The sequence below is a fragment of the Brevibacterium sp. NPDC056726 genome, from assembly GCF_042790515.1.
GTDB lineage: Bacteria > Actinomycetota > Actinomycetes > Actinomycetales > Brevibacteriaceae > Brevibacterium > Brevibacterium sanguinis.
This window is the reverse complement of sequence record NZ_JBHTYZ010000003.1, coordinates 118779-139091: the sequence shown is the minus strand read 5'-3', so window position 1 is coordinate 139091 and position 20313 is coordinate 118779. Positions and strand designations below refer to the sequence as shown.

At 70.0% G+C, this 20313-nt stretch carries 17 protein-coding genes; 4 read left to right on the top strand and 13 right to left on the bottom strand.

From position 1 onward, the window contains the following. Positions 1-12: 12 nt before the first annotated feature. Positions 13-1203: a MarP family serine protease gene (locus ACFQ91_RS06925; RefSeq protein ID WP_198500576.1), complete on the bottom strand. Its 1191-nt coding sequence runs from the start codon at positions 1201-1203 to the stop codon at positions 13-15. Continuing rightward, positions 1200-2897, bottom strand: a complete 1698-nt coding sequence (locus tag ACFQ91_RS06920) for a PrsW family intramembrane metalloprotease (protein WP_249120910.1) — start codon at positions 2895-2897, stop codon at positions 1200-1202. Before ACFQ91_RS06920 ends, ACFQ91_RS06925 begins: the two co-directional genes overlap by 4 nt. Before the next feature lie 370 nt (positions 2898-3267). Here ACFQ91_RS06920 and ACFQ91_RS06915 point away from each other — a divergent pair, with 370 nt between their 5' ends. Further along, complete coding sequence (locus tag ACFQ91_RS06915; RefSeq protein ID WP_211978097.1) at positions 3268-5154, top strand: LPXTG cell wall anchor domain-containing protein; 1887 nt, start codon at positions 3268-3270, stop codon at positions 5152-5154. A gap of 38 nt (positions 5155-5192) precedes the next feature. On the opposite strand, the gene ACFQ91_RS06910 is transcribed toward ACFQ91_RS06915, so the two are convergent. From ACFQ91_RS06910 to ACFQ91_RS06885, 6 genes are read right to left on the bottom strand one after another with little or no spacing between them, the layout of a single operon-like run. After that, positions 5193-5984: an HpcH/HpaI aldolase/citrate lyase family protein gene (locus ACFQ91_RS06910; protein ID WP_211978098.1), complete on the bottom strand. Its 792-nt coding sequence runs from the start codon at positions 5982-5984 to the stop codon at positions 5193-5195. Further along, positions 5969-6754 carry a fumarylacetoacetate hydrolase family protein gene (locus ACFQ91_RS06905; RefSeq protein WP_211978099.1) on the bottom strand — a complete coding sequence of 262 codons (786 nt, stop codon included), beginning with the start codon at positions 6752-6754 and terminating at the stop codon, positions 5969-5971. Before ACFQ91_RS06905 ends, ACFQ91_RS06910 begins: the two co-directional genes overlap by 16 nt. A 9-nt stretch (positions 6755-6763) precedes the next feature. Next, positions 6764-7876, bottom strand: coding sequence for a 3,4-dihydroxyphenylacetate 2,3-dioxygenase (gene hpaD, locus ACFQ91_RS06900; RefSeq protein WP_211978100.1), 1113 nt, complete (start codon positions 7874-7876; stop codon positions 6764-6766). A gap of 11 nt (positions 7877-7887) precedes the next feature. Next, positions 7888-9393: a 5-carboxymethyl-2-hydroxymuconate semialdehyde dehydrogenase gene (gene hpaE, locus ACFQ91_RS06895; protein ID WP_198500571.1), complete on the bottom strand. Its 1506-nt coding sequence runs from the start codon at positions 9391-9393 to the stop codon at positions 7888-7890. After that, on the bottom strand, positions 9390-10094 hold the full coding sequence (locus tag ACFQ91_RS06890) for a GntR family transcriptional regulator (RefSeq protein WP_249120911.1): 705 nt from the start codon (positions 10092-10094) through the stop codon (positions 9390-9392). Before ACFQ91_RS06890 ends, hpaE begins: the two co-directional genes overlap by 4 nt. Further along, positions 10076-11545 (bottom strand): fumarylacetoacetate hydrolase family protein, encoded by a 1470-nt coding sequence (locus ACFQ91_RS06885; protein WP_211978101.1) that lies wholly within the window; start codon positions 11543-11545, stop codon positions 10076-10078. The genes ACFQ91_RS06890 and ACFQ91_RS06885 overlap by 19 nt, the downstream gene beginning before the upstream one ends. A gap of 185 nt (positions 11546-11730) precedes the next feature. Between ACFQ91_RS06885 and ACFQ91_RS06880 the strand changes: the two genes are divergently transcribed. Both ACFQ91_RS06880 and ACFQ91_RS06875 read left to right on the top strand, forming a co-directional pair. After that, positions 11731-13653: an FAD-dependent monooxygenase gene (locus ACFQ91_RS06880; RefSeq protein ID WP_211978102.1), complete on the top strand. Its 1923-nt coding sequence runs from the start codon at positions 11731-11733 to the stop codon at positions 13651-13653. A gap of 79 nt (positions 13654-13732) precedes the next feature. After that, entirely contained in the window at positions 13733-14203 is a 471-nt protein-coding gene (locus tag ACFQ91_RS06875) for an SRPBCC family protein (RefSeq protein WP_211978103.1), read from the top strand. A gap of 46 nt (positions 14204-14249) precedes the next feature. Here the strand turns inward: ACFQ91_RS06875 and ACFQ91_RS06870 are convergent, their stop codons facing one another. From ACFQ91_RS06870 to udk, 4 genes are all read right to left on the bottom strand, one after another. After that, the gene (locus ACFQ91_RS06870; RefSeq protein WP_137825149.1) at positions 14250-14804 is read right to left on the bottom strand and encodes a hypothetical protein; all 555 of its coding nucleotides are present in this window, start codon (positions 14802-14804) and stop codon (positions 14250-14252) included. An 83-nt stretch (positions 14805-14887) separates the two neighbouring features. Further along, complete coding sequence (locus ACFQ91_RS06865; protein ID WP_376872323.1) at positions 14888-15352, bottom strand: HNH endonuclease; 465 nt, start codon at positions 15350-15352, stop codon at positions 14888-14890. 419 nt (positions 15353-15771) lie between these two features. Then, positions 15772-16365: a hypothetical protein gene (locus ACFQ91_RS06860; RefSeq protein ID WP_344258477.1), complete on the bottom strand. Its 594-nt coding sequence runs from the start codon at positions 16363-16365 to the stop codon at positions 15772-15774. Positions 16366-16439: 74 nt separating this feature from the next. After that, the gene (gene udk / locus ACFQ91_RS06855; protein WP_137825150.1) at positions 16440-17048 is read right to left on the bottom strand and encodes a uridine kinase; all 609 of its coding nucleotides are present in this window, start codon (positions 17046-17048) and stop codon (positions 16440-16442) included. A 224-nt stretch (positions 17049-17272) separates the two neighbouring features. Here udk and mgtE point away from each other — a divergent pair, with 224 nt between their 5' ends. Then, positions 17273-18604, top strand: coding sequence for a magnesium transporter (mgtE, locus tag ACFQ91_RS06850; RefSeq protein WP_344258479.1), 1332 nt, complete (start codon positions 17273-17275; stop codon positions 18602-18604). A gap of 20 nt (positions 18605-18624) precedes the next feature. On the opposite strand, the gene ACFQ91_RS06845 is transcribed toward mgtE, so the two are convergent. Beyond that, positions 18625-20205 (bottom strand): FCD domain-containing protein, encoded by a 1581-nt coding sequence (locus ACFQ91_RS06845; protein WP_344251416.1) that lies wholly within the window; start codon positions 20203-20205, stop codon positions 18625-18627. Between the last annotated feature and the right edge of the window lie 108 nt (positions 20206-20313).

Genomic DNA, 20313 nt, shown 5'->3' with positions numbered 1-20313 from the left:
CTGCGCGCGGGCTCAGCTCGTGCACTGTCCCGTCGGCACCGGGGTCGTGTTCGCCGCGCCGGCCTGGAGTTCGTCGCGGATCTCGGCGCGGGTGAGCGCGTAGCCGGTCTCCTCGTCGGTGGCCGAGCGGGCGAAGACCATGCCGACGACATTGCCGCCGGAGTCGATGAGCGGTCCCCCGGAATTGCCCTCGCGGACGATGCCGCGCAGCGAGTAGACGTCGCGCACGACGCTGCTCTGGTCGTAGATGTCGAGGCCGCGGGCGTTGATCTGCTCGCGCACCCGCGTCGGGGAGATCGTGTAGGGGCCGTTGGCGGGGAAGCCGACGACGACGGAGTCGTCCCCGGGTCCGAGCGGACTGCCGAACTCGAGGGCGGGAGCGTCGAGCTCGGGGACCCGGAGGACGGCGACGTCGGCTTCCGGATCGAATTCGACGACCTCGGCGGAATAGGGGCGCCCGGTCCCGCCGACCTGCACGGCGAGGCTCGTCGATCCGGCGATGACGTGGGCGTTCGTCGCCACGAGCCCGTCGTCGTAGACGAAGCCGGAGCCCTCGGAGCCGGCCCGGCACGTCGTCGTGGTGGTCGTGATCTTCACGACCGACTCCTCGACGCTGCGTCCGACCTCGACCATGTCGGCGTCGGGTTCGCCGACCCCGCGGATCTCCTCGGTCTGCCCGGAGAAGACCTGCGGGAAGCCCGTGGCCCGCAGGGTCGAGGCGAGATCGCCGAGCGCGCTCTGCGAGGAGTACGGGATCGTCCGGTCGATCGCGGCGATGACGCCGGAGTCGGCGACCCACTGGTTGGGCCCCACGAGCGGGGTGGCGCGGATGAAGCCGGCGGCGAGCCAGATGACGAGGACGTAGACGACGCCAGCGGTCACGGTGCCCCCGATCGCGTCGATGCCCTGCCCGAGCTCGGAGTCCATCGCGCGTTTGATCCACGTGCCGATCCCGTTGCCGGCGAAGGCGAAGAGGACGCTGAGCACGAGCGGCATCGCCGCGAGCAGCGCGACGACGCCGGGATTCTCCATCGCCGAGGTGCCGGCGGAGAGGTTCTCGACGAGCGGGGAGAGCAGCCGTCCGGCGATCCACCCGACGACGAAGCCGACGACCGTGCACAGTCCGACGACGAAGCCCTGCCGGAATCCGGCGAAGAGGGCGCCGATGCCGAGGAGGACGATGATGATGTCGACGATGATCATGACACGGCCTTCGCCTCGCCGCGGGAGGCGGCGAGCAGCCGGTCGCGGGCTCCGGCGAATTCGCGGAGCTCGAAGTTCTCGATCTCCTTCTCACGACCGCCGCCGATGCCGGCGAGCAGGCGCATGCGCGTCGTCGACAGCTTCCCGGCGAGCCGGATCATCTCAGCCATCTCCGCCTTGCCGCCGGGGAACGACTTGGCCCACCGGCGGCCGGACTTCCGGCCCTTCCACGTGCCGAGCATGTCCGCCTCGGCGTGGGAGAGCCACCCGGAGTTCGCGTAGTCGCCGAGCATGTTGAGCGTGTGGAGGCGCTCGCTGCGGCGCAGCAGCAGCCCGAGAACGACCCAGCAGGTCGTGAGGATGAAGCTCAGGACGATGAGTCCGACGATCTGGGCGATCGGACTGATGAGCTGGAGGCCGGTCATCGACCCGTTCCAGATCGCGTGGAGGCACATGCCGATGAAGAGTCCGGGCAGCCACATGAGGACGACGGCCCACCACGGCCACTTGCGGGCGGCGAAGCCGATCGTCACCCCCGCCCAGCTCGAGAACGCGGTGTGGAGCAGCGGCGAGCACAGGCAGCGGAGGACGAAGGTGACCCACAGCCCCGAGGTGCTCTCCTGCCATGCGGTGCCGAGGTAGAGGATGTTCTCCGTGAAGGCGAAGCCCGCGCCGATGAGGGCACCGTAGACGAGGCCGTCGAGGGGGCCTTCGAAGTGCCGGCGGGCGGCGAGGACGAGGACGACGAGGAGGGAGGTCTTCATCGTCTCCTCGACGATCGGGGCCTGCACGACGGTGGCGAAGACGTCGGGCATCTCGCCGACCCCGACGAGGAAGAGGGCGACCTCGCCGACGAGGGAGACGAAGAGGGTGAGGATGACCGAGGCGACCGCGCCCCAGAGGAGGCAGAGGCCGAGGAGGATCTTCGGCTGCGGCTTCCACCTGTCGAGCCACAGGACGTAGGCGATGATCCCGACGAGCGGGATCGCCGAGAGCCCGATGAGGGCGAAGAGCCTGGCCCCGAACTGGAAGCCGCCGGCGACGGCCATGACGAGGAGGCCGAAGACGAGGGCGCACAGCGCGAGGATCGCGATCGCGAGCCGGACGACGTTCGTCGTCGAACCGGGCTCCTCGGGCGGCTGGGTGCGGCGCACCGCTCCCGTCCACGGGGTCTCCGACACCCGGTGATCGGGGGTCTGCATCGACGCGCGCACCCGCATCTCCTGTGTCACGGTCGGGGCGAAGCGCGGCTGTTCGTAGACTCGGCGGGGTCCCTGCCCCGGGTGCGGAATCCCCGGCTGCGAGCCGACCGGCTGCCTGTGGTGGACCGGGGGGCCGGGATAGACGGGTCGACCGGCGGGATCGCCGCGGCGCTGCTGCGGGCGTCGGGCCTGCTCCTCCTGCGGGCGCTGCTCCTCCTGCGGGCGCGGGCGGAAGCGCTCATCGCTGCGCCGCGGGTCGACCTGGGGCGGCCGGACGAAACCGGGCGGTCCTGCCATCGGCGGCCCGACCACGGGCGGGCCTGCCATCGGCGGGCCTGCCATCGGCGGTCGTCCCGGGAACTGCTGCGGGCCCATCGCCTGCCGCGGTCCGGGCTGCGGATTCCCGTGCGGGCGGTTCCCGTGCGGGCCGTTCCCGTGCGGGCCGGGGCCCTGGTTCGAGCCCGCCTGTCCTGGGCCGACCTGTTCCGACATAGTCCGTCCTTCTCCATGGGGCGCTCGAAGCCGCTGTTCAGAGCGTTGACTGCCCCATCAGTCTACGGTCGAACACTGACACGCACCCTAAAGCGACGTGTCCGTTCAGCAACAGCCGGCACCGGTCACTTGCGTGCATCTGACTGTGGATTCCCGGCACCGAGGCGGGAGGGCCGTGCCGTCGTCGCTGCCCGATTCTGCAGGGCTGAGGAGCCCGCCGGCCGCGCCCGGCCGCGCCGCCGACTCGCGTCCCCAGCCGTGAACCTGCCTTGTCGACTCGCGCTCATTCTCCTGTGGACGCCGGCACCGGTTTCCACAGGGGGTTGTCGGGGTCTGGTCAGGACTCTGTCGTGGGGCGTCCAATCGGGGCATGAAAACTCGCAGACGACCCACGCCCCTGTCCGTCCTCGTCCTCCTCATCGTCGCCGTCCTCTCCTGCGCCGGGCTCTCCCCCGGGCCCGCGCACGGGGCGAGTGCCGAGCTCGGCGAGGTGCCGATGCTCAGCAGCGCCGACGCCTACGGTCCCGGGATCTGGCACGAAGCGCCCGAGGGAAAGACCTGGTACGGGGCGTATCGGACGTTCCCGGACACGTTCGCGTACTGCATCGACGCGGGGAAGCAGTCGCCGCTGCCGGAGTTCTTCGCCGACGCGACGGCGCAGGAGGTCACGGCGCCGGTCACGGCGTGGGCGCTGGCGACGTACGCGGATTCACCGGATCCCGATGTGCAGGCGGCGCTGAGCGCGATCGCCCGGACCGATGAGCGCATCGACCACGATCACACGGTCCCGCCGCAGGAGCCGGGCGACCTCGGTGCGGAGTTCGAGGGGGCCGCGCAGCAGTACGAGACGATCATGGCCGAGGCGAAGCGGATGGCAGGACCTTACACGCTGACCATCGCGCTCGAACCGGTCCTCGACATCCCCATCCTCGAACCCTATGCCGCGGGCGAGGGGGACTTCGCTCGCGCCCCCGCAGACCCGACGCCGTCGTTCCCGACGACGAACCGGGTCACGCTCACCGCCGCCCTGACGACGGCGTCGGGGACCGCGGTGCCCGATGTGCCGATCACGCTCGAGGTCACCGGCGCCGACGGCCCGGCGAGTCTGACGAGCGGGACGGCTCCGGCGACGACGACGCTGACCGCCGAGGGTCCGGGCACGGTGAGGGTGAGCGCCTCGGCGAGCGTCGCCCCGGACACCGTCGCCCTCTACGAGCCGACGTCGGGCACCCGGGTGCAGCGGGTCATCACCCCGGGCGAACCCATCACGCTCACCGACTCCGCCGAGGTCGACCTGACCTCGCAGCCGCGGGTGGTCACGGAGATCTCGGAGGCGAACCCCTCCCCCGGGGACACGGTCACCGACACGTTCACCGTGTCCGGTCTCATCGGCGACCACACCGTCGACGTCGTCCACGAGCTGTGGGCGACGACGTCGAAGCCGGAGGTGGGGAAGAGGAACGACGACGCCGAGGTGGTCGGATCCGTGACGTCGGCGGACGTCGGCAACGGCACCCACGAGTCCCCCGGCATTCGGATCCCCGCGGACTTCCGCGGCTGGGTCTACTTCACCGAGACCATCGCCGCCGACGACTCGACGAGGGAGTGGACGGGCATCCACGGCCAGCCGAAGGAGACGGGCTTCACCCCGTGGACCCCGACAGCGCAGACCCAGGCCCGGCTCGACGGCGACACCGTGACCGACGAGGTCGCGGTGACCGGGCTGCGGCCCGGCGCCGAGGCGAGGCTCACGGTCACGGCCTATCGCACCGACGAGGAACCGGAGCAGTCGGCGACACCGTCGGGCACCGAGATCGCCGCCCAGGACATCACCGTCGTCGCCGATCAGGAGGGCAGCGCGACGGTGAGCACGGAGCCGATCGATATGCCCGTCGGCTGGGTGACGTTCGTGACGACGATTGCCGAGGACGACGTCCACCGCGGCTGGACGAGCGAATGGGGCATCCCCGCCGAGACCGTGGAACGGGTGGCGGAGGGCACCGCGAGTCCTCCCCCGACCGCGCCCTCGCCCCCGGAGCAGCCGGCGCCACCGGAGGAACCTGTGCCCTCGGAGGAACCTGTGCCGCCGAGCTCTCCCCCGACGACTCCGGTCGCGGACCGGCCTCAGGCCCCGGGCCCTGTCTCAGAGCTGCCGCGAACGGGAGCGACCGGCCATGGCTTGCTCATCGGCGCCGGCATCGTCCTCATCGGGGTGGGAGCGGCGACGCTGCTCGTCACCGGTCGGCGGAGACGATGAGGCCACCGGCGCGGAAGAGGTCGCGGAGCGCCGCTGACTCAGTCCCGACCGGACCACTCCTCGGCCCAGCGGCGGGCACCGGCGACGAGCAGGCTGACATCGGCGCCGACGAGGACGAACGACGCCCCTGCATCGAGGTAGGCCCGCGCCTGCACCGGGTCGAAGGCGTTGACGCCGACGGGTTTGCCCGCGGCCCGCACCGCCTCGAAAGTCGCGCGCACCGCCGCGGTGACATCGGGGTGCGTCTGCTGACCGAGCAGCCCCATCGAGGCGGCGAGGTCGGAGGGCCCGACGAAGACGGCATCGACACCGTCGACGGCGGCGATCTCCGCGGCGTTCTCCACGGCCGTCGCCGACTCGATCTGCACGGTCAGGGACACGAGGTCGGCCGCCCGGGTGAGGTAGTCGGGCACGGTGTTCCAGCGTGAGGCCCGCGCCAGCGCGGACCCGACCCCGCGGACCCCGGCAGGCGGGTAGCGCACGGCCCGGGCGGCCTCCTCGGCGTCGGCAACGGTGTCGACCATCGGCACGAGGAGGTTCTGGGCGCCGAGGTCGAGGTGCTGCTTGATGAGGACCCGATCGCACACGGGGACGCGGACGACGGGGGTGGCCGGATAGCCGTTCATCGCCTGGAGGAGCCGGGTCGTCGTCTCGAGGCCGATCGGCGAGTGCTCACCGTCGATGAGGACCCAGTCGAGCCCGGAGGACGCGGCGATCTCGGCGGCCACGGGCGACCCCGAGCTCACCCACATCCCCGCGAGGTGGTCGCCGTCGGCGAGCCCGCGGATCCGGTCGGCGAACGTCGGCGGCAGGTCTACTCGAAACGACATGTGATGGCTCCCAGATCTCCGTAATCGGCGTGGACGGTGTCGCCGGGGTGGACCCACATCGGTCGCGTGAATGAGCCGGCGAGCACGGTCTCGCCCGCCCGCAGGCTGTCCCCGTGGTCGGCGAGCTTGTTCGCCAGCCACGCGATGCCGCGGCCCGGATGGTCGAGGACGGCGGCGGCGACACCGGAGTCCTCGATCGTCTCGTTGCGGTAGAGCAGGGCTGCGACCCAGCGCAGGTCGACGGCGTCGACGGCCACCGGCCGCCCGCCGAGGACCATCGCGCCGAGGGCCGCGTTGTCGGAGATCGTGTCGACGATCGTGCGCCCCTCCATCTCGATGCGCGAGGAGAGGACCTCGAGCGCCGGGACGACGTACTCCGTGGCCCGCAGCACGTCGACGAGCGTGACGTCGGGGCCGGTGAGGTCGGCACCGAGGACGAACGCGAGTTCGACCTCGATGCGGACTCCCGAGTACTGCGCGTGGTCGATGACCGCGCCGGTCTCATAGACCTGGTCGGCGAAGATCGTCCCGTAGTCGGGTTCGGTGATGCCGGTGGCCTGCTGCATCGGCTTCGACGTCAGACCGATCTTGTGCCCGACCATCCGCCGTCCCGCGGCTTCGCCGCGCCGGCGCCACTCCCGCTGGACCGCGTACGAGTCCTCGACGGTCATGTCCGGGTGGGCGGCGGTGAGCAGACCGATCTTCGACCGCGTCCTCTCCGCTTCCGCGAGCTCATCGGCGATGCCCGCGATGACGGCGTCTTCGAGCATGTCCCCTCCTCAGAGCTGGTGGCCGAGCTTGAATTCCTCTTCGCCGTCCTCGGCGCCCGAGTGGGCTCCGAAGTCGGATTCGGCGTCCTCCCGGCGCGTGTAGGAGAACCCGTCGGCGCCGATCGTCACCTCCAGCTCGGAGTCGTCGGTGCGGGCGGTGAGCGGCACGGGGTTGCCCTCGAGGTCGAGGACCGTCGAGGCGTCGGTGTACCACGAGGGCACGACCGGGTTGCCCCACCAGTCACGGCGCTGGTTGTCATGGACGTCCCACGTCACCCGCGGGTTGTCGGGGTCGCCGGTGTAGTAGTCCTGCGTGTAGATCTCGATGCGGTGCCCGTCGGGATCGCGGAGATAGAGGTAGAAGGCGTTCGACACCCCGTGCCGGCCGGGTCCCCGCTCGATCGAGTCGGACATCCGCAGCGCGCCGAGCTTGTCGCAGATCGCGAGGATGTTGTGCTTCTCGTGGGTGGCGAACGCGACGTGGTGCATGCGCGGTCCGTCGCCGCCGGTCATCGCGGTGTCGTGGACGGTGGGCTTGCGGCGCATCCACGCCGCGTAGACGGTGCCCTCATCGTCCTGGATGTCCTCGGTGACGCGGAAGCCGAGGTCCTCCATGTAGTTCACGGCGCGCGGCACGTCCGGGGTGACCTGGTTGAAGTGGTCGAGGCGGACGAGCGCACCGGGCGAGTAGAGGTCGTAGCGCCATGCGAGCCGCTCGACGTGGTCGACGTCGTAGAAGAACTCGTAGGGGAAGCCGAGCGGATCCTGCACGCGCACGGAGTCGCCGATGCCGCGGACGAAGCCGTCCTTGCGCCGCTCGACGGGGCAGCCGAGCTCACGGTAGAACGCCTCGGCGGCGTCGACCTCCTCCGGGCTGCGGACCCGGAAGGAGAACGCGGCGACCGCGGGCACGGGACCCTTGCGGAGGACGAGGTTGTGGTGGATGAACTCCTCCATCGACCGCAGGTAGACGGAGTTCTCGTCCTCCCAGGTGACCTGCAGGTCGAGGACGTCGACGTAGAAGTCGCGGGAGCGCTGGAGGTCGGTGACGACGATCTCCATGTACGCACAGCGCACGACGTCGGGCGCGGGGACGGTGGGGGTGGTGATGGGGTCGGACATGGGTTTTCCTCTCACTGCTTCCCGAAGACGGGATTGTGGACCTCGCCGAGGTTGATGTGCACGGCCTGCTGGTCGGTGTAGAAGTCGATCGAGCGGTATCCGCCCTCGTGGCCGAGGCCCGAGGCCTTGACGCCGCCGAAGGGGGTGCGCAGGTCGCGGACGTTGTTCGAGTTCAGCCACACCATGCCGGATTCGACGGCCTGCGCGAAGTTGTGGGCGCGCTTGAGGTCCGAGGTCCAGATGTACGCGGCGAGCCCGTACTTCGTGTCGTTGGCGAGCTCGAGCGCCTCCTCGTCGGAGGAGAACTTCGTGATCGCGACGACGGGGCCGAAGATCTCCTCCTGGTAGATGCGCGCGTCGGGGGTGACGTCGGCGAAGACGGTGGGCTGGACGAAGTTGCCGTCCTCGAAGCCCTCGGGGCGTCCGCCGCCGGCGACGAGGCGGCCCTCCTCCTTGCCGAGCTCGACGTAGGACATGACCTTCTCGTAGTGCTCGGGGTGGACGAGAGCGGCCACCTCGGTGTCGGGATCCGAGGGCAGACCGACCTTGACCCGCTTCGCCTGGGCGGCATAGCGCTCGACGAACTCGTCGTAGATCGAGTCCTCGACGAGGATGCGCGACCCGGCGGTGCAGCGCTCACCGTTGAGGGAGAAGACCCCGAAGATCGTCGCGTTGACGGCGGCGTCGAGGTCCGCGTCGGCGAAGACGACGGCCGGGGACTTCCCGCCGAGCTCCATCGACAGGCCCTTGAGCCACGGGGCGGCGTTGGCGAAGATCGCCTGGCCGGTCGAGGACTCACCGGTGAAGGAGATGAGCGGCACGTCGGGGTGCTTGACGAGGGAATCGCCCGCGAAGCCCTCTTCGCCGAAGCCGTTGACCATGTTGAACACGCCTGTGGGCAGGCCGGCCTCTTCGAAGATGCCCGGCCACAGGGACGCCGAGAGCGGGGTGAACTCGGCGGGCTTGAGCACGACGGTGTTTCCGGTCGCCAGCGCCGGGCCGAGCTTCCACGATTCGAGCATGAACGGGGTGTTCCACGGGGTGATGAGCCCGGCCACGCCCTTGGGCTTGCGGTTGACGTAGTTGGCCTGCCGTCCGGGCACCTTGTAGGCGTCGTCGGTCTGGGCGACGATGAGGTCGGCGAAGAAGCGGAAGTTCTCCGCGGCCCGGCGGGCCTGGCCCTTGGCCTGGGTGATCGGCAGCCCGGAGTCGTAGGACTCCATGGCCGCGAGCTCGTCCTCGCGGGATTCGACGATGTCGGCGATGCGGTTGAGCACGCGGGCCCGCTCGCGCGGGAGCATCGTCGGCCACGGACCCTCTTCGAAGGCCTTCTTCGCCGCGGCGACGGCGCGATCGATGTCGGCCTTCTTCCCCGAGGCGGCCTTGATGTAGGGCTGGTTCGTCACGGGGTTGATGACGTCGAACTCGTCGCCGTCGAGGGAGTCGACGAACTCGCCGTCGATGTAGTGGCGGATCTTCTCCGGCAGGTTGGCGGGAGCAGTGGTGGACGCAGTCATGACTTGTCCCTCTCTGTTGCTGTGGTGGCTTCTTGGTAGCTGTGCAGGGTGGCGGTGCGGTGGGCGCGGACGACGCGTTCGACCTCATCCGCCGAGGCGGCCGCTCGGATGAGTGCGATGATCCGGGAGTGCTCGTCGACGGATTCCCGGGCGCGTTCGGGAACGAAGGAGAACGTCGAGTTGCGCAGGTGGGCGAGCCGGTCCCATTCGACGCCGACGAGCGTGCGGAGGCGATCGTTGGGGCAGCGGGCGAAGAGCGCGGCATGGAACTCGTGGTTGAGCCGCGTGAACTCGACCGGGTCGAAGTCGTCGAGCAGGGCGAGCATCTGCTCGTTGAGCGCCTCGGCGGCGGCGAGGTCAGTATCGGTGATGTGGGTGAGCGCCTGCGCCGTCGCCGCGCCCTCGAGGATCGCGACGGCCTCCATCGACTGGACGTACGACCCGTGGTCGACCATCGCCACCCGCGCTCCGACATTGCGCTCGAAGGTGACGAGACCGTCGGCTTCGAGCCTGCGGATCGCCTCCCGCACGGGCACGACGGAGGTGTCGAGGTCGACGGCGATCTGCGAGAGCACGAGCTTGTCGCCGGCGTCGAACGTGTGGTCCCCGATGCGCTCGCGGATCCAGTTGTACGCGAGCTCGGCCTTGCTCAGGCGCTGGCCGAGCGGGGCGGCCTCGGCGGTCATCGTGAGCTCTTCCATTCCTCGAACTTCGCCTTCCACTCACCGGTCGGCGGGAAGAGACCGTCGACGGGATTGCCGGCGGCGACCTGATCGGCGACCCAGCCGTCCTCGGTCTCCTTCTCCAGCGCTGCGTCGACGACCTCCTCGGCGAGGTCACGCGGGATGACGATGACCCCGTCGTCGTCGCCGACGATCACATCGCCGGGCAGGACGGTGGCGCTGCCGCAGGCCACGGCGACATCGGACTCCCACGGCACATGCTTGCGACCGAGCACCGCGGGGTTCTTCGCGGTCGCGAACACGGGGAGGATGCCGGCCACCTCGGCGGCATCGCGGACGCCCCCGTCGGTGACGACCCCGGCGGCGCCGAGGGACTTCGCGCGGAGGGCGAGGATGTCACCGAGCGTGCCCGATCCGGACTCGCCGCGGGCCTCGATGACGATGACCTCGCCGGGCTTGAGGGAGTCGAAGGCGCGCTTCTGCGCGTTGTAGCCTCCCCCGTGGGACTTGAAGAGGTCCTCCCGGTTGGGGACGAAGCGCAGGGTCTTGGCGACCCCGACGAGCGTCGTGCCCGGCTTGAGCGGACGGACCCCGTCGATGACGACGTTGTTGAGGCCGCGGGCGCGCAGCTGCGCGGACAGACCCGCGGTCGGCGCCTTCTCCAGCTTCTCGCGCAGCCCAGCGGGCAGGGATCCGTCGTCCTCCGGCGGGAGGCCTGCCTCCTCGCGGGAGCCCCACGCATCGGCGGCGAGCGCCTCGGTGACGGCCGGAGTGCTGCCCAGCGCTGCGTCGAAGTCGCCGGGACCCTCGACGACCTCGGTGCGCAGGCGTCCCGAGCTCAGCTGCTCCCCCGACGCCGAGGAGGCGCCGGTGACCTCGACCTCGACGACATCGCCGGGGGCGACGACGGTCGAGCCGGCCGGGGTGCCGGTGAGGATGACGTCCCCGGATTCCAGCGTGAAGTGCTGGCTGAGGTCGGCGATGATCTGGGTGAGCGGGAAGATGAGCTGGTCGGGGCCGGTGTCGTCGTCCTGGACGAGGGAGCCGTTGACCCACGTCCGGATCGTCAGCTCCTGCGGGTCGACCTCGGCGGCGGGGATGAGGTTCGGACCCAGCGGGGTGTAGCCGTCGCGGCTCTTCGAGCGCACGTTCGACCCCTTGTCAGGGGTCTTGAGGTCGTAGAGACCGAAGTCGTTGGACGCGGTGACGCCGGCGACGTGATCCCACGCCTCATGCGCGGTGACCCGATGGGCGGGGCTGCCGATGACGACGGCGATCTCGCCTTCGAACGCGAGCAGCTTCGTGCCGGCGGGGCGCTCGATCGTCGCTCCGCTCGGGGCGACCGAGCTCGCGGCCTTGAGGAAGTACGAGGGTGCGGCGGGGCGCTTGCCGCGCTGGGCCGAACGGGACTCGTACGCCACGTGGACGGCGATGATCTTGCCGGGGCGGGAGGGCACTGCAGTCGACATCGAAACCTCGTTCTCTCGTCGTTGATTGATTGAATCGTATACGATGCTTTGCCACTGGACAAGGGCTTGTCGTGATTTCCTGGATTCGCGTGCTTGATCGTATATGAACTGATACGATCTCAATCACAGTGTGCGTGATGGATCACTCGAGACGCACGAGGGTGTGTGAGAAACCGGAGGCTGATATGCACTTCCATCAGAACGGCTACGTGTCCGCGGATCCGCGGATCGAGGAGGCGGCGGGGTACGGCATCGACCGACCCGAAGCCCTGCCCGACGAGGTCGACGTCCTCATCGTCGGCAGCGGACCGGCGGGCATGGTCGCCGCCGCACAGCTCGCCCAATATCCCGAGGTCAACACCCGGATCATCGAGAAGCGCGACGGGCGCCTCGTCATCGGCCAGGCCGACGGCATCCAGGCGCGCTCGGTCGAGACGTTCCAGGCGTTCGGCTTCGCCGAGGAGATCATGCGCGAGGGCTACCACATCACGGAGATGGCCTTCTGGAATCCGGATCCCGAGAACCCCGATCACATCATCCGCACCGGCCGTCCCAAGGACGACGAGACCGGCGTCAGCGAGTTCCCGCACCTCATCGTCAATCAGGCCCGCGTTCTCGACTACTTCGCGCAGTTCGCCAAGCAGTCCCCGGCCCGCATCGAACCCGACTACGGCATCGAGTTCGTCGACCTCTCCGTCGAGGATCCCGCCACCGCCGCCGATCCCCAGCACCCGGTGTCGGTGACCGTGCGCTACACCGCCGGTGAGCGCGCCGGCCAGCAGCGCACGATCCGCGCCGGCTTCGTCATCGGCAGCGACGGCGCCCGCTCCGGGGTGCGCTCGGCGATCGGCCGGACGATGTCCGGTGACCAGGCCAACCATGCGTGGGGCGTGATGGACGTTCTCGCCAACACCGACTTCCCCGACATCCGCACGAAGTGCGCGATCTCGTCGAAGCACGGCAACATCCTCCACATCCCCCGCGAGGGCGGTCATCTCTTCCGGATGTACGTCGACCTCGGCGAGGTGCCCGTCGATGATGCGCGCAAGGTGCGCCAGACGAGCATCGAGGAGATCATCGCGAAGGCGAACGCCATCATCGCCCCCTACTCGCTCGACGTGAAGAACGTCGCGTGGCACAGCGTCTACGAGGTCGGCCACCGCCTCACCGACGCCTTCGACGACACCGACGAGTCGGTCCCGGACTCCCCGTGCCCGCGCGTGTTCATCACCGGCGACGCCTGCCACACGCACTCGGCGAAGGCCGGTCAGGGCATGAACGTCTCGATGCAGGACGGCTTCAACATCGCCTGGAAGCTCGGGCAGGTCGCGACCGGCCGGTCGTCGTCCGAGCTGCTGCGGACCTACTCCGCTGAGCGCCAGGTCACCGCGAAGAACCTCATCGACTTCGACAAGGAGTGGTCGACGCTCATGGCCACCCCGCAGGATCAGCTGCCGGACAAGGCCTACCTCGAGGACTTCTACGTCAAGACCGCGGAGTTCCCCGCCGGCTTCATGACCGAGTACACGGAGTCGATGATCACTGCCTCGACGGCCAACCAGGAGCTCGCGGCGGGCTTCCCCGTCGGCAAGCGCTTCAAGTCCGCGCGCGTCAACCGCGTCGTCGACTCCTACCCCCTCCACCTCGGGCACGAGGCGAAGGCCGACGGCCGCTGGCGGATCTACGTCTTCGCCGACGGGGCGACCCCGGGTCAGGAGACCGACGCCGAGGCGCTCAACGGAGTTCCCGGCCTCGCCGACTGGCTCGAATCCGATCCCGCCTCCCCGCTCGTGGCCTACCGCCGCACCGGCGAGGACGTTGACGCCCTCGTCGAGCTCAAGGTCATCTACCAGCAGCCGCACACGGAGTTCGACTTCACCGACGTGCCCCCGGTCTTCCGCCCCTTCGTCGGGAAGTACAGCCTCGAGTACCTCGAGAACATCTACGCGGCCCTGCCCGATGACGACATCTTCGACACCCGCGAGATCAGCCGTGACGGTGCCGTCGTCGTCGTGCGGCCCGACCAGTACGTCGCCGGCATCTACCCGCTGAGCGCCCGTGAGGAGATCGGGAAGTTCTTCGCCGGGGTCTTCCTCCCCGAGAGCTGAGAGCCGGCCTGTCTGAGAGCTGGCTGATGACCGGGGCGAAGGCCTCGGATTGGCACTGCGCCTGTGGCAGGGTGGTCGTATGGCTACGAATGAGAAGAGCATCACAGTCACCCGTGTCATCGACCACCCCACACAGGAGATCTTCGACGTCCTCACCCTCCCGGAGAACCACGAGCAGTTCGACGGTTCGGGGATGGTGCGGGCGGCGGAGAAGTCCCAGCGCATCCAGGGCGTCGGCGACGTCTTCGTCATGAACATGTTCGCCGACGCGATGGGCGGCGACTACCGGATGCACAACCATGTCACCGCGTACGACGCGAACAAGATGGTCGGGTGGCAGCCGGCTCAGTCGGACAATCCGAAGGAGCCCGGCGGCTGGGAATGGGTCTACGAGCTCAATGCGGTCGGCCCCGACAGCACCGAGGTGACGCTGACCTACGACTGGTCGAAGGTCGACGACCCGAAGCTGCTCTCCCTGTTCCCCGTCGTCAGCGAGGACCAGCTCGACGAGTCGCTCAACCGCTTGGCCGCCGCCGTCTCCGGGAGCTGACGCAGCCACTTTCGGCAGGCGACACCGCCGTCTCCGACTGTCGACCTCAGAAGCGCGAGCCCGAGTACTTCTCGGCGTGCCTGCGGTGACGGCAGTGCCGGCTGCCGTAGAGGCCGAAGATGCCGCCGACGATGAGGGCCGTGCTGCCGAGCGCCCACAGCACCGCCCCGGGCGCCGGATAGCCGATCTCCATCCCGCCGACCCAGCGACCCTGCTCGTCCATCCCGTCCCACATGAAGAACGGCGGGTCGAGCAGCATGAGGGTGAGCGCCACGAGGAGCACGAGCCCGAGGATCACCGCCGCCGGGGACCACATGACGAGTGAGCGTGAGATCCATGCGGTGACCGCGCACGCGATGATCGCGATCCACGGCAGCAGGAACGCGACATCGCTCGTCTCCGGGGCGATCGGCTGCTCGCCGAGCGAGGTGATGACGAGGCGGGGACCCTCATGGTTCCCGCTGTCGAGCACGGGCACCCAGATCATCGCCACCCAGGACGCGAGCGCGACGAGCGGCAGCCACCGCGCCACCCACCGCGACCGTCGACCGCGCGGCAGCAGCTGCGTGCCGACGGGTGCGGGGCGGTCCACGGTGTTCATGACCACCATCCTCGGTTTCACCTGCCGCCGGCCGGTGACGAGGATGTTGCAGAACTGTCACCCGGCCGTCTCACCCGGCCGCGTCATCCGGCGCGAGCGCGGATCTGCGTGCGGAGGACCTCCTCGGCGTGGGAGCGGGCGCGTCGCCGCGGCGGCGGGCGCACCGGGTCTCTCACCGACCACGCCGGGGCCGCGTCCGGCTCGAGCAGACCGGCGAAGACCCGACGCCAGTCACTCGCACCGCCGTCTGGAGGACCGGCGCCGGCCATCCCGCGGTTCGACCGCCGCGGATGCTTCATCCGTATGAGCAACGGCGGGGTCGTCGTCGCGTACCTCCGCCCGGTCGGGGTCGTCACCGTCAGGCCCGTCGCGGTCGCCTCGTGCGACCACCCGGGGTGCTCCTTCGCGTAGTTGCAGGAGGCGCACAGTCCCGAGCCGTTCTCCCACGAGGTGTCACCGCCGGCGGCGAACGGCTGAGCATGATCGGCGTGCTTGATCGGGGCATCGCACCACGGGGTCCGGCACCGATCGTCGCGGAAGATCACCATCTGCCGCAGCCGCCCAGTGAAGGCCCGCGAGCGCGATTCGGTGCCGACGAGCTGACCGTCGGTCACGCTCGTGAACATCCGCCTGATGAACACCTCCGCCTCGTTCGCGGCGAGGAACGTCCGCGCGGACTCCGCCGGCAGCGGCCCGAATCCGGGCATCCACGCCGGCACCATCCCGTCGGCGAAGAGCGACTCGGCGTCGATGACGACGTGGACCTCCGTCGGCACCGCCGCGGCCCTCGTCTGCCCGGTCAGCCGCTCGACGAAGCCGTCGGCCATGATCTGCGGGTGCCGCCGACCGTGCGCCTCCCCGGCGGCGATCACCGCATCCGCCTCGGCCTTCAGCCCCGTCCACACGGCCACGGCCTGCGGCAGCGGGAGGATCGCGCTCACCCGCCCCATGCCGTCGGCGAGCGTTGTCAGCGACACCCGCCGGTGAGCGGCGGCACGCTCCGCCTTCTTCGCGGCATCCGCGGCGTCGACCTGCATCGCCAGTGCCCGCACCTCGGTGCGCAGACCGCGCGGCCCCGACTGGCCGAGGCTCTCCCGCATCCGCGGCCCCGATCCCCCGGGTCGAGCGTCGCCGTCTCCTCGACCATGATCCGCGCCCGGTCCGCGGAGATCTCCCCGGCCGCCAGCGCTGCATAGGTGCCGGGCAGTTCGGTGACGAGCGCCTGGGCGGCGGTGAGGAACTTCCGCCCCGACCCCGGTGAGACCCGCTTGGCCAGCCCCACCTCGTCCCCGGCGCGCACACCCCACTCCTGGACGGGCAGTCCGTTCAGCCGGTCCCGGTCCCGGCGCAGCTCGGCGAAGGCGACGGCCTCAGCCGACTGGGCGGCGGCGATCGTCGCGGTGAGCTCCTCGAGCGCGGTGATCCGCGCGAGCGCCTCGTCCTCGGACTCCGCCGCCGCGGCACCGCGCAGGAATCCGCTCAGCCGGGCCACCTCGGCGAGGTAGTCCGACGCCCCGTCCGGGACAGGCGCCCCACCGGCGAGGGCAGGTTCGAAGTCCATGACCGCACCCTAGGGCACGGTCCTGACATGAGATCTCCGACCTCGGTGACCTGGGACGACACGCCACCCGGGCGTCACGCCCCGGCTTTGATCCTCCGCATGATCATGTCCATCGCGACGATGTTGTGGCCGCCCTCGGGGACGATGAGATCGGCGTTGCGCTTCGAGGGTTCGACGTAGAGCTCGTGCATCGGCTTGACGGTGCCGAGGTACTGCTCCTCGACGGATTCGAGCGTCCGACCCCGTTCGATGACATCGCGTTTGATCCGCCGCAGCAGCCGGACGTCGGCATCGGTGTCGACGAAGAGCTTGATGTCGAGGAGTTCGCAGATGCGCGGCTCGGCGAGGATGAGGATGCCCTCGACGATGATGACCGGGGAGGGCTGGACGACGGTCGTGTCCGTGCTCCGGTTGTGGTTGGAGAAGTCGTAGATCGGGCTCTCGACCGACCGCTGGCTGCGCAGCGCGAGGAGATGGTCGACGAAGAGGTCGTTGTCGAAGGCGTCGAGGTCGTCGTAGTTGACGCGCTCGCGCTCGGCGAAGGTGAGATCGTCCTGCCGGCGATAGTAGTTGTCGTGGTAGAGCACCGAGGACACGCCGACGCATTCGGCCAGCAGCGCCCGGGTCAGCGTCGTCTTCCCGCTGCCGGTGCCCCCGGCCACGCCCACAGTCAGAATCTCCACGGTCGCATATTCCCTCGTCTCGCCCGAATGTCTCCCCAAATCTACCCGATGCGGTTCGTGTCCGACCCCTCCGATAGGGTGGAGGAGAACTGCCGGAGCCGCGTCAAGGAGGTGGTCGTCGATGGATTCCGACTCTCGATTGTGCCGCCCCTCCCCCATGCCCTGACGCCTGCCGTCCGATCTCTCCTCCGCAGGCGTCGATCGACGACTGCCCGGAGACGATTATGGACGCGTCCACCATCCGCACCCTGACCGCCGACCGTGAGCTGCCGCGCCTGGCCGCTGCCGTGCGCCGCCTCGGCCCATCGGCGACGACCGACCTCATCGCACAGCTGCCCGCCACCGAGGCGGCTGTCGTCTTCCGACTCCTGCCGAAGACCGTCTCCGTCGACGTCTTCGACCGCCTCGACCGCGGCACGCGCTCCGACCTCATCACCGCGCTCGGCACCACGGAGCTGACGACGATCTTCGCCGACCTCGACCCCGAGGACCAGAGCCGCCTCATCGACGAGCTCCCCGCCGGTGTCGCAACGAAGCTGCTCACCGCGGTCGCCCCTGCCGACCTCGACGCGGTCATGGCCGTCGCCGGCTACGACCGGAACTCGATCGCCCGCCGGATGTCTCCGACGGCCGTCGTGGCGTGGGCAGACGACACCGTCGCCGAGGTGGCCGACCGGATCCGCGCCGCCGACGTCGATCTCGCCGACGTCCGCCTCCTCCCCGTCCTCACCGCCGACCGCACCCTCATCGGGACCCTCGACGCGCTCGCACTCCTCCGGTGCGACCCGCACGCCCCGGTCGCCTCGGCGATGGACCCGCTCGAGACGGTCACGCATACGAGCGAGGACCAGGAGACGGCCGCCCGGGCGGCCCTGCGCGACGGCGTGCCCGTCCTGCCCGTGTGCGACAGCGAGAACCGCCTCGTCGGGATCGTGCCGATCGACGACGCGGCCCGGATCATCGCCGAGGCCGACGAAGCCGACTTCGCGCTCTCCGGCGGCACCCAGCCGCTCTACCGCCGGTACCTGCCGACCCCGATCCTCACGATCGCCCGCACCCGCATCGTCTGGCTCCTCGTCCTTGCCGTGTCCGCCGTGCTCACCGTCCACGTCCTCGAGATCTTCGAATCGACGCTCGCCGAGGTGGTCGCCCTCGCCCTCTTCATCCCCCTGCTCACCGGGATCGGCGGGAACACCGGTTCGCAGGCGGCGACGACCGTGACGCGGGCGCTGGCGATGGACGAGGTGGGGCTGCGGGACTTCGCGCGGGTCGCGGCCAAGGAGTTCACGACGGGCCTGGCCCTCGGCGTCCTCCTCGCCGTCCCCGCGTTCGCGATCGCCTCCCCGCTCTACGGCCTCGACATCGGGACGATCATCGGCCTCACCCTCATCGTCAACTGTCCGATCGCCGCCCTCGTCGGCGGGTCGATCCCGCTGGCCGCCAAGGCGTGCCGCGTCGATCCGGCGGTCGTGTCGACGCCGTTCATCTCGACGTTCTGCGATGCCAGCGGACTGCTCGTCTACTTCACGATCGCCATCACGATCATGGGCCTGTGAGCGCTGCGCGACAGGCCGGGTCAGCCGAAGTGCTGGGTCAGCTGCGCCCACAGCTCGTGGTCGAAGCGACGGCGGGCGAGGAGTCCGGACATGTGGCGCACGGCGTTGTCGACCTTGCCCCGCCACACCTCGATGGCCTCCCGCGCATCCCCGCGGGAGAGTGCCCGGAAGATGCCGCGGTCGTCGGCGAGGATCCGGTCGCTGGCCGGGGAGTAGTCGAGCCTCAAAACGGAGATGAAGAGGCGCAGACGCAGGGTGAGCGATTCGAAGGCCCGCGCGCTCTGCCGCAGCCCCGAGGCGCGCGCGAGCTCCTGCTGGAAGTGGAGGTCAGCATCCTCGACGTCGATGCCGCTGCGCGTCGCCGCCGAGGCCTCGACCTGCCGGAGGGCGAGCTGGACGGGGACGAGGAACCGCTGCGGGCGCAGAGCGAGGGACCGCAGCAGCACCTCGCCGACGGCCATCCGCGCCGCATAGAGGTCGAGGACGTCGACGGTCGTGATGAGCGGGATCCTCGCCCCGCCGCGGGTGCCGTCGAGCAGTCCGTCATCGACCATCCGCCTCAGCGCGGCGTCGACCGAGGACCGCGGCACCTCCATGCGGCGGGAGAGCAGCTTCGGGCTGATCCGGTCCCCGGGCTCGTAGCCGGAGTCGATGATCTCCTCGCGCAAGGCGATCGCGAGGTGCTCGGTGATCGAGCGGGTCGCGCTCGGCAGCCACGAGGAGATCTCCATTGAGTCAGAACTCGTGGAAGTTTTCGGCGCCTCGGTCTGCCGTCCGGCCTGCCAGTTCACCCCTTCGAAGCCGTGGCGCACCCGCCCGGAGACGAGGTCGAGGAGCGAGCCGGGAATGTCCTGACTGTGCGCGAACGCCTCCTTGAGCGCGGTGACGAAGGCATCGATGTCACGGTGGAGGGAGAGGTGGCTGAGATGCGGGGCGTGCTCGAACGATGCGGCGACGACCTCGGCGGCCTCGCCGAGGGGGTCGAAGACGACGAGGCGCAGGGCGCTCGGGGCGACCCCGGGCACGCCGTCGCGGACGATCGTCATCGCCGCCTCGTCGGTCTGCCGGTGCTCGCTGCCGAAGCGCTGGGACCACCGGGCGACCCCCGCCGAGCGCAGTGCGGCGACGAGCCCGGCGATGCGCCGCTGGATCCGCCTGGCCGGGACCGCCGGACCGGGCTCGGCTCCCGCACGCCGGCGGAAGCCGACGACGATGAGCGGGAACCCGCCGACCGCGGCGACGACCTCGTCACCCCCGCCCCCGGCCGTCCGGACCTCGGCGAGGCGGGCCGAGGACACCGTGAGGTCCTGCATCGCCCGGGTCACGATGCTCTGGCTCAGGCCCGTCGCCTCGGCGAGCGCCCGGGTCGAGAAGTCCGGTCCGGAGATGCGGGCGCCCGCGGTTCCCACGAGCGCCTCGACGACCTGGGCGGCGGTGCTCTGGATCTGCGGCCGGCCGCTGCGAGGACGGTCGCCGAGGTCGGTGCGGCGGACCCAGCGACGCAGACTCGACTCGGACACCCCCGCCTCCGCGGCCGCCTCGGCGATCGAGGTCACCGCCGCGCGAACGACGGTCTGACGACGGAACTCGGGCGTGTACATGACCCGATTCTACCCACGCGCTCACGACTTCTGACTCAAATTATTCTGCGGGCGGTCGCCAGCCATTCACCCCGCATTCGGGGCGGCGCATACTGAGGGAAATCCCGC